This is a genomic window from Ruegeria sp. O11 (genome assembly GCF_056535285.1).
Map to the genome: position 1 here is coordinate 35,470 of NZ_JBQERS010000005.1, position 14,464 is coordinate 49,933.

At 57.3% G+C, this 14,464-nt stretch carries 10 protein-coding genes; 6 read left to right on the forward strand and 4 right to left on the reverse strand.

What is annotated here, in order from left to right:
• Window positions 1-17 precede the first annotated feature (17 nt).
• Both ACRZ91_RS11750 and ACRZ91_RS11755 read right to left on the reverse strand, forming a co-directional pair.
• On the reverse strand, window positions 18-1,052 hold the full coding sequence (locus ACRZ91_RS11750; protein ID WP_480905504.1) for an ACP S-malonyltransferase: 1,035 nt from the start codon (window positions 1,050-1,052) through the stop codon (window positions 18-20).
• A complete protein-coding gene (locus tag ACRZ91_RS11755) occupies window positions 1,049-3,241 on the reverse strand; it encodes a dehydrogenase E1 component subunit alpha/beta (protein ID WP_480905507.1) in 2,193 nt (730 codons plus the stop codon). The genes ACRZ91_RS11750 and ACRZ91_RS11755 overlap by 4 nt, the downstream gene beginning before the upstream one ends.
• A 191-nt stretch (window positions 3,242-3,432) precedes the next feature.
• On the opposite strand from ACRZ91_RS11755, the gene ACRZ91_RS11760 reads away from it, so the two are divergent.
• Window positions 3,433-4,332: a LysR substrate-binding domain-containing protein gene (locus ACRZ91_RS11760; protein ID WP_480905510.1), complete on the forward strand. Its 900-nt coding sequence runs from the start codon at window positions 3,433-3,435 to the stop codon at window positions 4,330-4,332.
• 7 nt (window positions 4,333-4,339) lie between these two features.
• Here the strand turns inward: ACRZ91_RS11760 and ACRZ91_RS11765 are convergent, their stop codons facing one another.
• Both ACRZ91_RS11765 and ACRZ91_RS11770 read right to left on the reverse strand, forming a co-directional pair.
• Window positions 4,340-5,092 (reverse strand): nuclear transport factor 2 family protein, encoded by a 753-nt coding sequence (locus ACRZ91_RS11765; protein WP_480905513.1) that lies wholly within the window; start codon window positions 5,090-5,092, stop codon window positions 4,340-4,342.
• A 216-nt stretch (window positions 5,093-5,308) separates the two neighbouring features.
• Window positions 5,309-6,466 (reverse strand): acyl-CoA dehydrogenase family protein, encoded by a 1,158-nt coding sequence (locus tag ACRZ91_RS11770; protein ID WP_170544993.1) that lies wholly within the window; start codon window positions 6,464-6,466, stop codon window positions 5,309-5,311.
• A gap of 211 nt (window positions 6,467-6,677) precedes the next feature.
• On the opposite strand from ACRZ91_RS11770, the gene ACRZ91_RS11775 reads away from it, so the two are divergent.
• The 5 genes from ACRZ91_RS11775 to ACRZ91_RS11795 all read left to right on the forward strand — a co-directional run bounded on the left by ACRZ91_RS11775 (window position 6,678) and on the right by ACRZ91_RS11795 (window position 14,426).
• Window positions 6,678-7,310: a pyridoxamine 5'-phosphate oxidase family protein gene (locus ACRZ91_RS11775; RefSeq protein WP_480905516.1), complete on the forward strand. Its 633-nt coding sequence runs from the start codon at window positions 6,678-6,680 to the stop codon at window positions 7,308-7,310.
• A gap of 111 nt (window positions 7,311-7,421) precedes the next feature.
• Entirely contained in the window at window positions 7,422-9,896 is a 2,475-nt protein-coding gene (locus tag ACRZ91_RS11780; RefSeq protein WP_480905519.1) for a heavy metal translocating P-type ATPase, read from the forward strand.
• A complete protein-coding gene (gene cueR, locus ACRZ91_RS11785) occupies window positions 9,893-10,282 on the forward strand; it encodes a Cu(I)-responsive transcriptional regulator (protein WP_170780765.1) in 390 nt (129 codons plus the stop codon). The genes ACRZ91_RS11780 and cueR overlap by 4 nt, the downstream gene beginning before the upstream one ends.
• Window positions 10,283-10,383: 101 nt before the next feature.
• On the forward strand, window positions 10,384-11,256 hold the full coding sequence (locus ACRZ91_RS11790) for an NAD(P)-dependent oxidoreductase (protein ID WP_170771418.1): 873 nt from the start codon (window positions 10,384-10,386) through the stop codon (window positions 11,254-11,256).
• 104 nt (window positions 11,257-11,360) lie between these two features.
• Entirely contained in the window at window positions 11,361-14,426 is a 3,066-nt protein-coding gene (locus ACRZ91_RS11795; protein ID WP_480905524.1) for an aminotransferase class III-fold pyridoxal phosphate-dependent enzyme, read from the forward strand.
• Window positions 14,427-14,464 lie beyond the last annotated feature (38 nt).

The window sequence follows — 14,464 nt, forward strand, 5'->3', positions numbered from 1 at the left end:
CGATCATCAGGCCGGATCTAGCCAGTTGCAAGGGCGCGTTGATCGGCCCGCCCCATGGCAATCAGAAACGGGTCAGTTTCCTGCAGCGACTGGAACGACATCTTGTCCGTCATACCGCGCCAGTTCCCCAAAGTCAGAGATTGCGCGACGGCACCGCCTAGCGTTGCACCGGGGCCTGTCACAATAAAGAGGTCCGGAGCGAACTCGCGCGCGGCCGTCTGGATGGCATGGGTGAAATCATAGGTCTCGGTCACCTGATGGCCAAGTGTATACTCCCACAGTGCCCCGGCATCTGTCGCTCCTGGCCACCAGATTTTGCCACGGCCGTCTATCATCGGGAACACGGGTTGGCCAAACAGATCAGCGCACAGTAGCGCCCGACCTTCGGTCGCTACTGGTGCCTGTAGCGCGGTGTGGAAGGCAGCGTGGTTCGCCAGTCGCAAAGGAAACCTATCCTGCACAACGGGATTGGCGGTTTCAAATGCATTTAGCCCTGCCTCATTCCCTGCAAGTACCAGCATCCCGCCCAGATCAATCGAAAGCGCCAGAGTATGGTCTTTCAATGTGTTGATCCGTGCAACCGCGTCTAACAACGCTGATTTGCGTGCAACATCATTCGACCATTCTTCGTCGACGAACGGGTACACCAATTGGCCACCGATCAGTTGCTTTTGCATTAGCGTACCCATCGTATTGACCACACGAAAGCCGTTCTCTGGGGTCAATGCACCAGCGACGGCCAGCGCGATATACCATCCCATCGAATTGCCGGTGACGGCGACAACATCAATATCCTTGGCAAGTGCCTGCGCATCCGCCAATGACGCCGCATAGATCAAGGGTGAGGCCACATCGCCACGCGAATATTTACCAACGCTGAAACGGCCAGCACCATCCAGCGCCGTAACCGTCTCCTGACCCGCTTCAGCACGGATCTCATCGAAACTGTGAAATTGGCTCATCCGACCCGCATGATGTTGATGCAGGTAGCCCAATTCAGGCTTGTTATAAGTACCCCGACCAGGACAGATCACAACAGCAGTGCGGGTCATGATTTTCCTCCGGTCAGCGCCAAAGCAGCGTCAACAATTCCGTCTTTCGAGGGGAGAGGCGCAGCGTAGGCCGGGCCGGTCGCGATAAAGCAATCCTCGGCCACAACACGGGCGGTTGGTATCGCGGGGCTGTCTTCCGCGAAGAAAGTCATCAGCGCTTCAGACTGGCTGCCGGTGCGGCGGCATTCGTCAACGATCAATACATGTGCGCATGTGTTGGTGGCCTCGCGCAAGGCGTCAGTCGGTAGTGGAGCAAGCCAGCGCATATCAATGATCCGGGTTTTCAGCCCTGCCGCCTCAAGCTCGGGCAAAGCCTGTCTCGAAAGATAGTGCCCATTGCCGTAGGTCACGATCGCCAAATCTGTGCCGTCAGCATGTACGCCAACCTCGCCCAGCGCGATCTTTTGATCCGGTGACGGATATGTGGTCATCCACCCTCCATCCTGCGCCCCGTGCAGATCGCGCATGGGATAGAGCGCGATCGGTTCAAGAAACACCACAACCCGTTGCTCCTCTCGCGCCAAACGCACGCACTCGCGCAGCATTTTTGCCGCATCCGTACCAGTAGAGGGGCAGGCGATGATCACCCCCGGTATGTCCCGCAAAACGGCCAGAGAATTGTCGTTGTGAAAATGCCCGCCGAATCCCTTCTGATACCCCAGACCAGCGATCCGCAGGACCATCGGATTAGTGAATTGTCCATTCGAGAAGAACGGCAAAGTTGCTGCCTCCCCCCTGATCTGATCCTCGGCATTGTGCAGATAGGCCAGAAACTGGACTTCGGGGATCGGCACGAAGCCGTTATGACCCATGCCGATAGCGAGCCCCAAAATAGATTGCTCGTCCAGAAGTGTATCAATCACCCGGTCCGGGCCAAAACGCTGCTGTAGCTTCTGTGTCACGCCATAAACGCCACCTTTGCGTCCTACATCTTCGCCCATACACACGATCTCATCATGCGCCAGCATCAGATCGGTCAGCGCCCAGTTGATCAGCCGACTCATCGGCTGGGGCTCATCCATCGCACGCGTATCGCCGCCAAAAGTTTCAGTCCGCGCTTTGGCACTCGGGCCATTTGTCGGCTTGCAGGGACGTTTGGGCGGGATCAGGCTTGCCATAGCCTCGGCCGCATTCGCCAGATGAGGACGACTGGAAGCCTCGGTCGCCACGCGGTTGGTTCTTGCGCAAGTGTCGCGGTAAATACTCAGCGCCTGCTCCGTCGACAACGCACCTGCCTGATCCAGCAGCCGTACGGTGTGCAATAGCGGGTCGTTTGCCTCATCTGCTTCAACTTCAGACTTTGGCAGATAAGTTGTCGGCACATCCGCACCAGCGTGGCCATACAGGCGCACTGTTTTCAGATGCAGGAAAGCTGGTTTCCTACGCCTGCGGACATAGTCGGCGGCGTCTTTTGCGACAGCGTGAGTTTCATAGATATCCAACCCGTTTGCCTGAAAATACCTGATCCCCGGACGGTGCTCCATCGACGCCTGAATCCAGCCTTTGGGCGTTTTGACGGAAATCCCGATTCCGTTGTCTTCACACACGAACAGCAAGGGCAGCGGTGTCGACTGCACGCTTGTCCACCCTGCAGTGTTGATCGCCCCCTGAGCCGTCGAGTGATTGGCTGAAGCATCCCCAAAAGAACACATTGCAATTCCGTCTTCCGGCAGCACGCGATGTTCAGGCGTGTTTCGGCGCGCAGCCCCCAGCGCATAAGCCGCACCGACAGCTTTGGGTAAATGGCTGGCGATGGTCGAGGTTTGTGGCGGGATCATCAGTGCTTTTGACCCCAGAACCTTATGCCGTCCGCCCGAGATCGGGTCATCACTTGAGCACGCAAAGCTGAGCAGCATGTCCCATGTGATCTGTTGACCCGGTACCTGTTCCGCCCGCGCGATCTGGAAGGCCGCGTCCCGATAATGGAGGAACGCAATATCGGTCGGGCGCAGGGCATGCGCAACGGCTGCCATCCCCTCATGCCCGGACGAGCCAATCGTATAGAACCCCTGCCCAGCCTTTTGCATCGCTCGGCTGGTCCTGTCCAATGCACGGCTCAGAACCTGTGACCGGAACAGCGAAACCGCATCTGCATCGCTCAACCCGGAGCACGGCGGCACACCGTCGGGAAAATCGCGATCTGCAACGCGGGTCAGAAAATTCTCATGTACGATCTGGGCGCGGTCCATGGTTCTCGCTTTTGTTTGGTCTGTATCATCGGCGTTGACCGATCTCGGCGCGGGTTCGCCCAGCCTCTCGATTTTCCCGCGCCCGGGCGCGCGTTTCAAGATCACAATTGGCGATGCGTTCCAGCTTTCATCGCTCTGGTGGTTGGAAATAACCAGTGTTATTGCATTCAGAAGGTATGAGGATAAGTCATATGATTGCGCCCAGGCGGTTTCTTCCATCCATCTCATCTCTGCTCGCGCTCGAGGCTGTTGACAGGTTGGGCAGCGCTTCGGCTGCGGCGGCTGAACTGTCCCTGACCCAAAGCGCAATCAGTCGCCAACTGAAGACAATGGAGGACCAGTTGGGCGTGCAACTGATCGAGCGCAGCCAAATGCGGCTGCACCTCACGCCCGCCGCCAAAGATTATGTCCAGACCGCAAGGTCTGCAGTGCAGGAACTGGCGCGCGCGGCATTGAAGCTCAAAGCCAACCCGGCTGGCGGGTCGCTTGACCTGTCGATCCTTCCCGCGTTCGGGATGCACTGGCTTGCACCGCGCCTGCAGGATTTTGCCCGCCGCCATCCTGAGGTCACAGTCAATCTGGGGACCCGCCTCAAGCCATTTGATTTTGCCTCTGAACCATTTGATGCAGCGATCCATTTTGGTCAGCAGGATTGGGCGGGTGTTCAGTATCTGCCGATCATGAGGGAAGAGGTCCTGCCCGTTTGTGCCCCTGCACTTACCAACGTCAATTTCGACACCTTGGATACCCTCTGCGCCGCGCCGCTGTTGCACCTGGATTCCCGACCAGATGCCTGGGAGCGCTGGTTCGAGATCCAGGGCCAATCAGTCACCGGCCTGCGGGGTATGATGTTCGATCAGTTCTCGACCATGATCCAAGCCACGATCCATGGATTGGGCGTAGCTTTGGTGCCTTCATATCTGGTTCAGGATGATCTGCGCTCAGGGAGACTTGTTAAGGCGTGGGACGGTCCGTATGTGAGTCTTGGCAGCTATTATCTCGTATGGCCGAATGACCGGTCTACCCCCGAGCCGCTGCGATCTTTCCAAGGCTGGATCAGTGAACAATTGGAGCCTGATACCAGCCTTTAGAACTCCCTTAGAATTTGCCGTTGTCATTCTTCCATTCGCTGCGCGGTGCAATGGTCTCAACCGTATCCCAATGTTCAGTGATCTTGCCATCAGATACGCGGAACAGATCATAGAAAGAGCTATGCTTGCCTGCTCGCTCGCCCTCACAAACGGTCAAAACAAAATCGCCTTCCGCCAGAACCCGGTGAAGATGCTGATAGTCTATGGCCTCTATGTCGGACAATGCGGCGCGCAACGCTGTTAACTCGTCTGAGAAACCCGGGCTGTGTTCCGCAAAGGCAGTGGTGTTAACAAAAGCTTCTATCTGATCTGGATCTCCTGCGATCAGGGCATTTTCGACGAAAGAACGGACAAGCGTCCGGTTCTTTTCTGTATTCTCGATGTCCCGGCTTTCTGTGGGGCCATCCACCATACTGCGCCCCGAACCATTTGGACCCAATCGTTTCTGAATATTGTCCCAATGCTCGACCGCTCGCCCGTTTTCAAAGCGGAACACTTCAAAACCAATGTTTCGGCGCGAGAAATCATATTCGGTATGCGCAAAGACAAAGTCTCCATCTTCAAACGCGCGCACAATGTTCACGCGTGGAGAGGTATCAGACAGCCGCTTGAACAACGCCGCCAAGCCCTCACTGCCTTCATGAGTTTGTGGATTGTGCTGGATATACCGCGCTTCGTTCACCACTGAAATCGGGCCCGGATCGCCCGTCTCAATGCTCTTGAGCAGGGCGCATATGCGATCTTTGTTAGACGCAACCATGTCGAGGTTCCTCTCGGATAGAATATCCCTCAATCACAATGGCAGGCGGAATGCAGTGCTTCAATGGCAACGAGTGCCGCAAACCTACGCGGCCTCAGGCCTTGCGTCCTGCGGACAGCAGGGGCCGGGCAGGTGCGGACTGCGCCCGCGCCTGCCTGGCCCAATTGGAGGAGACGTTCTGCAAGGAATGCCGACGACGGGCGGGAGTGCCTCGCGTTAGACGTCCAGCGAACGGGCGATAAGCTCTTTCATCACCTCATTGGTGCCACCGTAGATCATTTGCACCCGCGCATCCGCGTAGAGCCGCGCAATCGGGTACTCCATCATGAAGCCATAGCCGCCGAACAGTTGCAGGCATTCATGCATGATTTCGTTCTGCACCTCTGAACCCCAGTATTTCACCATCGAGGCTGTCGCTGCGTCCAGTTCACCGGCCTCTAGCTTGCCGATGCAATCATTGACGAAACTGCGCAGGACTTCGGCCTTGGTCTTACACTCGGCCAACTTGAAACGGGTATTCTGGAAATCCATCACCCGCTGGCCAAAGGCTTTGCGTTCCTGCACATATTTCACAGTCTCAGATATTGCAAAGTCGATCGCGCCCAGCGCCATGATCCCGATGGTCAGCCTTTCCCACGGCAGCTGTTTCATCAGCTGATAGAACCCTTGCCCCTCCTCTGGGCCCAGCAGGTTAGTCATTGGAACTTTGACATCCTCAAAGAACAATTCTGCCGTGTCGTTGCCCTTCATCCCAAGCTTTTCGAGGTTCCGTCCCCGGCGGAATCCCTCGGTTCCTTCGGTTTCGACGGCAATCAGCGAGACACCCTTTGCCCCAAGGGATTTGTCGGTCTTCGCCGCCACGATGACCAGATCAGCCGATTGCCCGTTGGTGATAAATATCTTAGAGCCATTAAGCCGATACGAATTGCCATCCTTCTCAGCCGTAGTCTTCACTGCCTGCACATCCGATCCAGTACCCGGCTCGGTCATGGCAAGCGCTCCGATCATCTCGCCCGAGGCAAGCTTTGGCAGCCATTTGTGTTTCTGATCCTCACTGCCATAGGTGGTGATGTAATGGGTCACGATGGACTGAATGCCATATCCCCATCCAGCATCACCGCGTGCGGTCTGTTCGTACAGGGTGACAGAATCGAAGCCCATTCCACCGCCAACACCGCCATATTCCTCGGCAATCGAACCAGCCATCAGACCCGTCTGGCCCGCCTGCAGCCAAAAGTCCCGATCGACAACGCCGTTTTCGGCCCATTTCTCTGTGTTGGGAACCAAAGCATCGTCCATGAAACGGCCGGCCATCTCGGCAAACATCCGGTGTTCGTCAGTAACCCAGGCGGCGGTGCTGGTAAAAAGCGACATCAATAAGCTCTCCAGATCAGGTGTTTGACCCAAGGCTACCTGCGTGTGCGATTCCTTCCAATCCATGTGACGTGGCGTCGAAAAGCGTTGCTACGCAACGTCTTTGGTCCAGTTTCCGGCCCTGTTCACTTCTGCGTTCCCACATCTGACAGCCCACGCAATTGTCATCCATATTGAAGACGATCCGCGAAAGGCTCAGGAGACAGCAAAAATGCCCCGCGCCTTTTCTGAACTGACCTTCACGCCCGCAGTGCGCGCCCATCAAGAACGGATGGGATCAGCCAAAACCTACTCAAAATTCCTCGAATCCGGGCCGCGGCAAGGCCATCAAATCGGACCGGCAGAAGAGGCATTCATTCACGCACGCGACGGATTTTATCAAGCCACTGTATCAGAAACAGGGTGGCCCTATGTTCAGTTTCGGGGTGGACCGGTCGGGTTCCTGAAAGTGCTGGACCCGCAAACTATCGGTTACGCTGACCTGTCGGGAAACAAGCAGTACATCTCGCGCGGAAATCTTGATGGAAATGACCGCGTGGCGTTGATTCTGATGGATTACGCGAACCAGCGTCGCCTCAAGATCCTGGGGTGGATGACATTTTCCGAGGGTGTTGAGGCCGCAACCAATCTCTACGTCGATGGCTCGGAGACCGAGGCAGAGCGTGCTGCCATCATCAAAGTTGAGGCGCTCGATTGGAACTGCCCGCGCCACATCACGCCTCGCTTCACCGAGGCCGAGCTACGGCCCCACCTAAACACTCTGGGCAAGCAACTGGCTGATTTACAGACAGAAAATCAACGGCTGCAACGCGAGTTGGCCGAGCTCAAGGCTTCCGGCGCGTAGATCAACTTCAATCCAGGTGCGACGGTGGCGCGCAGTTGAGAACAGTGTCTTGACCTTCCAGTGACTGGAGCCTCTATATCGAGACCAAAGTACATTACCAGGACGCCACGAATGGCCGAGTTACTGCATACACAGATCAGGATTACGGGCATGGGATGCGCTTCGTGCGTTGGCCGGGTCGAGGGCGCATTGCGTGCGACGCCCGGGGTGTGCTCCGCCGAAGTCAACTTCGCGACCAAGACGGCCGATATCACCTATGAGACCTCATTCGACGAGATTCTAGACGCGCTCAACACAGCGGGCTATCCCGCGGCGACAAGACAGATACGACTGGACATCGATGGCATGACCTGCGCCTCGTGCGTGAAGCGGATCGAGCGTATTTTGCAGGCAAGCCTGGGTGTGTCAGATGTGGCAGTCAATCTTGCCACGAAAAGCGCCACAGTGACCTTTGCCGAGGGTGTGACCGAAGCGGCAATGCTTGCGAAGACTTTGACCGAAGCGGGGTATCCGGCGCGCCCGCAGGCCGAGGACGGAGCCGATCATAATTGCAAAATAGATGAGTTTGCGGAAATGCGGCGCGCGACAGTGTTTGCGGCCATGTTGGCCTTGCCGGTTTTTGTTCTGGAAATGGGCGGGCATATAATCCATGCATTTCACCATTGGGTTCATTCTACTATCGGCCTTCAAACAAGCTATCTGATCCAGTTTGCGCTAGCTTCAGCGCTGCTCGTCGGTCCTGGCCGGGTGTTCTACGCCAAAGGTATCCCATCACTGCTGAGGGGCGCCCCCGATATGAACGCATTGGTCGCTTTGGGGACAGGCGCGGCATATCTGTACTCGGTCCTCGCGACATTTGCGCCGCAGGTTCTGCCGCAAGGCACAGCCAATGTCTATTTCGAGGCTGCGGCAGTTATCGTTGTACTGATCCTGCTGGGCCGTCTGATGGAGGCCCGCGCAAAAGGGCGAACAGGTGCAGCAATTCGCAAACTGGCCGGACTCCAACCCAAAACAGCACGGGTCGAGAGGGATGGAACAACCCAAGACCAGCCCATCGCCGAGATCATTGTGGGTGACATCATTCAGATCCGCCCGGGTGAGCGCGTTCCCGTGGACGGGAACGTTTTGGACGGAACCTCGTATGTCGATGAGAGCATGATTACCGGTGAGCCCATACCCATCGGCAAAGCCAAGAACGATCCGGTGGTCGGAGGAACGGTGAATGGAACAGGTGCCCTTCGCATTCGGGCCACGCATGTAGGTTCGGATACCGTGCTGGCGCAGGTTGTCAGACTCGTCGAACAGGCACAGGGGGCAAAGCTGCCGATTCAAACGTTGGTGGATCGAATCACCTACTATTTTGTACCTGCGGTGATAGGCGTGGCCTTATTGACGGTTGTTGCGTGGCTGATTTTTGGACCCGCCCCGGCTTTACCGCTGGCACTGGTAGCCGGGGTCTCGGTGCTGATCATCGCCTGCCCTTGTGCGATGGGTCTGGCTACGCCGACCTCAATCATGGTGGGTACCGGGCGTGCAGCTGAATTGGGCGTGTTGTTCCGCAAGGGCGACGCGTTACAGCAGTTACAACAAGCCAAAGTCATTGCCCTTGATAAAACAGGCACGCTGACTCTGGGTCGGCCCGAACTGGAAGAGATTGCGACAACAAACGGCTTTGAATGCGCCGAAGTCCTGCGCCTGGCCGCGGCGGCTGAGGCGCGATCGGAACACCCTATAGCTACCGCAATCACTCGCGCAGGTCCTGACATTTTGCCTGACGTGAAGGAATTCAGCTCCCTAACAGGGTTGGGCTTGCGCGCGCAGGTCGAGGGGCATTCTGTATTGATTGGGTCTGACCGCCTTATGGTACAGACCGGCATCGACCTTGGTAGCCTGCGGCCTGATGCGCAGATACGTGCAGCCCAAGGGGCTACACCGATCTATATTGCGATTGACGGACAGGCCGCTGCTGCGCTGACAGTTTCAGACCCAATCAAACCGGGCACGCCCGAGGCACTGACCCGACTGCATGAGATGGGTGTGACCCTCGCCATGGTCACCGGCGATAACGCGCAAACCGCACAGGCGCTGGCCGATAAGCTGGGCATTGACCACGTCGCCGCCGAGGTACTGCCGGAGGGGAAGGTTGACGCAATCGAAAAGTTGCAAACCAGGTTTGGAACGCTCGCCTTTGTTGGTGATGGCATCAACGACGCGCCTGCTCTGGCAAGGGCTGATATAGGTGTGGCAATCGGAACCGGCACTGACGTGGCAATCGAAACCGCGGATGTCGTGCTGATGTCGGGCGATCTGCGCGGTGTCGCAAACGCGGTCGAAATCAGCCAGCGCACGATGCGCAATATTCGCCAGAATCTCGGTTGGGCTTTCGGATACAACACGCTGCTGATCCCGGTCGCAGCCGGAGCGCTATATCCGTTTGGCGGTTATCTACTGTCACCCGCTCTAGCCGCCGGGGCCATGGCCTTGTCCAGCGTCTTTGTCGTATCCAATGCTCTGCGGCTGCGGCGCATCCGGACCAGCATACCGGGGGCCAGTGACAATTCACTTCAGCGGGAGGCTGTAGCATGAACATCGGAGAGGTCTCGACCCATACGGGCCTGCCCGTCAAAACCATCCGCTATTATGAAGATATCAACCTGATCAAACCGCTGCGCGACAACAATGGGTATCGTCGGTTCCGCGATCAGGACATTCACAAACTGAATTTCCTGGGTCGCGCCCGAACGCTCGGGTTCACCATCGAAGACTGCCGCACATTGCTGGCCCTTTACGAGGATGAGACCCGGGCCAGCTCTGACGTAAAACGCGTTGCGCGGGATCATCTGGCGCAGATTGACGCCAAAATTGCCGATCTCAGAGGTATGCGCGAAACGCTTAGCCATCTCATCGACGCGTGTGCCGGGGACGACCGTCCTGATTGCCCGATTCTGAAAGACTTGGGCGGCAAACTGTGACGCAGGGTTGCCCTTTAGCCCAACCTTTGATTTGTCTCTGCTGAACATCTCGCCCTGTTGTGCCGTCGAGGCCTGGGACGGATTACAAAGAGGATCATCACATGGCAAAAATCGCTTTCCTTGGTCTGGGCGTCATGGGCTACCCGATGGCCGGGCACCTTCAGGCCGCCGGTCACGACGTCACAGTCTATAACCGCACCGCATCCAAAGCAGAGGCCTGGGTTGCCCAGCATGGCGGAACCATGGCGCTTACTCCGCGTGAAGCCGCGGCAGGGGCAGAATTCGTGATGGCCTGTGTCGGCAACGACGACGATCTGCGCATGGTGTGCACAGGTGAGGATGGGGCCTTTCACGGAATGGCCAAAGGTTCAATCTTTGTGGACCACACTACGGTATCCGCCAAAGTGACGCGCGAGTTGTACGAAGCTGGCAAAGCTGATGGGATCGCTTTTGTGGATGCCCCGATCTCGGGCGGTCAGGCCGGGGCCGAGAATGGTGTATTATCGATCATGTGTGGTGGCGATCAGGAGGCCTATGACGCAGCTGAACCGGTGATGCAGGTCTATTCCAAGATCTGCCGCCGCATTGGCGACAACGGTGCAGGCCAGATGACCAAGATGTGCAATCAGATCGCTATTGCCGGGCTGGTTCAAGGCCTCAGCGAAGCGCTGCATTTTGCTGAGAAGGCCGGTCTAGATGGCCGTGCTGTCGTCGAGGTAATCAGCCAGGGCGCTGCGGGCAGTTGGCAAATGGCAAACCGGTACGAGACCATGTTGGATGACCACTTCGAACATGGCTTCGCCGTGGATTGGATGCGCAAGGATTTGGGGATCTGCCTGAATACAGCAAATGAGACCGGCGCATCGCTGCCCGTTACCGCGCTAGTCGATCAGTTCTACAAGGATGTGCAGAAACTGGGCGGCGGCCGGTGGGATACGTCCTCGCTGTTCAAACGCCTGCGTGCTTTGAGCTGACGGCAGGGGGGCTATCTGCCCCCCATCGCACCGGGGCGCGATCCCCCTGAGAGTATTATTGGCCAGATGAAGGGGATCAAGTTGGGAATGGCATGGGGTAATGCATGGGCGATCTAAATGCATATTGGGCTGGAAAGCTGCGTCAGAACTGGGGGCTGGAAGCCCGTCTAACGCGGTTGGATGGGGAATATGACCTCAACTTTCTAGTCGAGGCCACGAATGGGCAGGACTATGTGCTCAAAGTAATGCGGGCCGGCTGCGACGCCGATCTGGTGGATTTGCAAATCAAAACACTAAAGCATCTTGATACCGAGGCTCCGGGCTTGCCGTTTCCTGACGTTGTTTCTGATTTGAACGGAACCATGTTGCCTGAAATTGCTGACGCGGACGGGCAGCCGCGGCTGGTCTGGCTGCTTGAACGAATGCCGGGGCAGTGTTTTGCCCGCAGTGTGCCAAAAAACGAGGACCTGATCCTCAAGCTGGGGCGTGTTCTAGGCGCAACGGACCGGGCGCTGGAGGCGTTCAAGCACAAGGGCTTAAGTCGTGCAGAATTCAAATGGGACCTGACCCAAGCTGGTTGGATTGTTGATCAACTGGGGGCAATTTCTGATCCGGCACGGCGCGCGCGACTGCAACAGATAGCCTTGGAATTTGATGCCATCGGTGATCAGCTAAACGGCTTACCTAAACAGGCGATCCACAATGATGCCAATGACTACAATATCCTTGTTGAAGGTGAGTTGAACGAACGTCGAAGCGTCTCGGGCCTGATCGACCTTGGTGATATGTGCGCAGCACCGCGTGTATGCGAACTGGCCATTGCCGGGGCCTATGTCGTTCTGGACCACCCAAAACCCGAACGCGCATTGGCCGCTTTGGTGCGTGGCTATCACGCCGCCAACCGTTTGCGACCTGATGAGATCGACCTGATCTGGCCCCTTCTGCAGATGCGGCTGGCAGTGTCGGTGGTGAACTCTACTCTTATGGCGGCCGAGAACCCGGACGACCCTTATGTGACAATCAGCCAGGCTCCGGCGTGGCGATTCCTGGAAGACGCGAAGATCAATGGCGCGCTCATGCCAGCCCGCCTGCGCGCCGCTTGTGGCCTGCCGGTAGTTGACGGAGCCGAGCGTATCCACACCTACCTATCCAGCCATCGCGGGCATTTCGCACAGATGTTCGGGCAGGATTTATGCGATGCGCCGATGGGCTCGTTGTCTGTTGAAAATTCAACATGGCCACAAAATCCATTCCACATGCCGCTTGCTGAGGCGGCACGAGTCGGAGAGGAATTTGGAGAGGGCCTCTGGCTTGGCTATTACAATGAACCCCGCCTGATCTATGCGGAGCCAGGGTTCCGCAAGGGTCCGTGGAAAGCGTCGGATCGGCGCACCGTGCATCTGGCGGTGGATGTGTTTGCACCCGCCGGAACGGTGCTTCATGCGCCGCTGAGTGGTCGGGTCGAGGTGGTTGAGAACCGGGACGCTCATCTCGATTACGGTGGGGTGGTGATCCTGCATCACGAAACACCCGAGGGTGACGCGTTTTATACGCTTTACGGTCATCTGGACCCCGAGGTTAGCGAGCGTTTGAAACCCGGTGATCCGGTAGCTCAGGGTGCGGCCTTTGCCCGGCTGGGCAATGCCAGCCAAAATGGTGGCTGGGCCCCGCATGTGCATTTCCAACTGGCACTGACGACCGACGGGATGCAGGCCGACTGGCCCGGAGTTGCCGACCCGGATGAGATGGAACTGTGGAACGCGGTGTGCCCCAACCCGGCGGCTTTGTTGAATCTGTCGGATGAGAAGGTTTTATATCGCCCAACCGACAAGCAAGCTATCCTGCAAGACCGACGCGATCACTTCGGTGGCAACCTCAGCCTGACCTATGACGATCCGGTCATGCTGGTGCGCGGTTGGAAGCATCACCTGTTCGACGAATGGGGGCGCCCCTATCTGGACGCGTACAATAACGTGCCACATGTGGGCCATGCACATCCGCGCATTCAAGCGGTCGCGGCGGATCAGCTGAAGAGGATGAACTCCAACACCCGCTATCTTCATCCTGCGCAGACCGCCTTTGCCGACAAGATTTTGTCGAAACTGCCAGATCACCTTGAGGTTTGTTTCTTTGTCAACTCGGGGACCGAAGCCAACGAATTGGCCTTGCGGCTGGCGCGCGCGCATACCGGGGCGAGGGGTATCGTGACGCCGGATCACGGCTATCACGGAAACACAAACGCAGCGGTGGCGATCTCTGCCTACAAATTCAACAAACCCCGAGGGGTTGGGCAAGCCGATTGGGTGGAACTGGTTGAGGTCGCAGATGACTATCGCGGTTCGTTCCGCCGTGACGATCCCGACCGTGCCCGGAAGTTTGCGGATCTGGTTGACCCGGCGATTGAGGCATTACAGGCGAAAGGCCAAGGCCTTGCGGGCTTTATCGCAGAAACCTTCCCTTCGGTCGGCGGGCAGATCATCCCGCCAAAGGGCTATCTGCCTGCTGTCTATGAGAAAATCCGCGCTGCTGGCGGGGTCTGTATCGCAGATGAGGTTCAGACTGGTCTTGGGCGATTGGGTGAACATTACTTCGGCTTTGAACATCAGGGCGCGCTGCCTGACATCGTGGTCATGGGAAAACCCATCGGCAACGGCCACCCACTGGGCGTGCTGGTCACCACCAAAGAAATCGCCCAAAGCTTCGACAACGGGATCGAGTTCTTTTCTACTTTTGGCGGCTCAACCCTGTCCTGCAGGATCGGGAAAGAAGTGCTGGACATTGTCGACGACGAAGGATTGCAAGAAAATGCCCGCGTCATGGGGGCTCGCCTGATGGACGGCCTCAGGCAGATTGAAGCAGACTTTTCCTGCGTTGGCGATGTGCGCGGTATGGGCCTTTTTCTGGGCGTAGAACTGATCAACCCAGATGGCTCGGAAGGTGGCGAGATCTGTAGCTACGTTAAAAACCGGATGCGCGATCACCGCATCCTGATTGGCAGCGAGGGGCCGAAGGACAATATCCTGAAAATACGGCCGCCGCTAACCATCGAAGCGGAAGATGTGGACATGATCCTTTGGGCGTTGCGGGAAGTACTTGCGGAGGTTGGGGACTATAGCCCCGCCCTCAAATGCGATCACGACCATCACCATGCAGGCTGTAGCTGTTGCTGAGTAAAACAAAACCCCGGCAAAATGGCCGGGGTTTTGCT

What these genes read in the sequence shown, in the direction of transcription:
- ACRZ91_RS11750 (WP_480905504.1), bottom strand. Translation starts at nt 1,052, where the DNA reads ATGACCCGCACTGCTGTTGTGATCTGTCCTGGTCGGGGTACTTATAAC.
- ACRZ91_RS11755 (WP_480905507.1), bottom strand. Translation starts at nt 3,241, where the DNA reads ATGGACCGCGCCCAGATCGTACATGAGAATTTTCTGACCCGCGTTGCA.
- ACRZ91_RS11760 (WP_480905510.1), top strand. Translation starts at nt 3,433, where the DNA reads ATGATTGCGCCCAGGCGGTTTCTTCCATCCATCTCATCTCTGCTCGCG.
- ACRZ91_RS11765 (WP_480905513.1), bottom strand. Translation starts at nt 5,092, where the DNA reads ATGGTTGCGTCTAACAAAGATCGCATATGCGCCCTGCTCAAGAGCATT.
- ACRZ91_RS11770 (WP_170544993.1), bottom strand. Translation starts at nt 6,466, where the DNA reads ATGTCGCTTTTTACCAGCACCGCCGCCTGGGTTACTGACGAACACCGG.
- ACRZ91_RS11775 (WP_480905516.1), top strand. Translation starts at nt 6,678, where the DNA reads ATGCCCCGCGCCTTTTCTGAACTGACCTTCACGCCCGCAGTGCGCGCC.
- ACRZ91_RS11780 (WP_480905519.1), top strand. Translation starts at nt 7,422, where the DNA reads ATGGCCGAGTTACTGCATACACAGATCAGGATTACGGGCATGGGATGC.
- cueR (WP_170780765.1), top strand. Translation starts at nt 9,893, where the DNA reads ATGAACATCGGAGAGGTCTCGACCCATACGGGCCTGCCCGTCAAAACC.
- ACRZ91_RS11790 (WP_170771418.1), top strand. Translation starts at nt 10,384, where the DNA reads ATGGCAAAAATCGCTTTCCTTGGTCTGGGCGTCATGGGCTACCCGATG.
- ACRZ91_RS11795 (WP_480905524.1), top strand. Translation starts at nt 11,361, where the DNA reads ATGGGCGATCTAAATGCATATTGGGCTGGAAAGCTGCGTCAGAACTGG.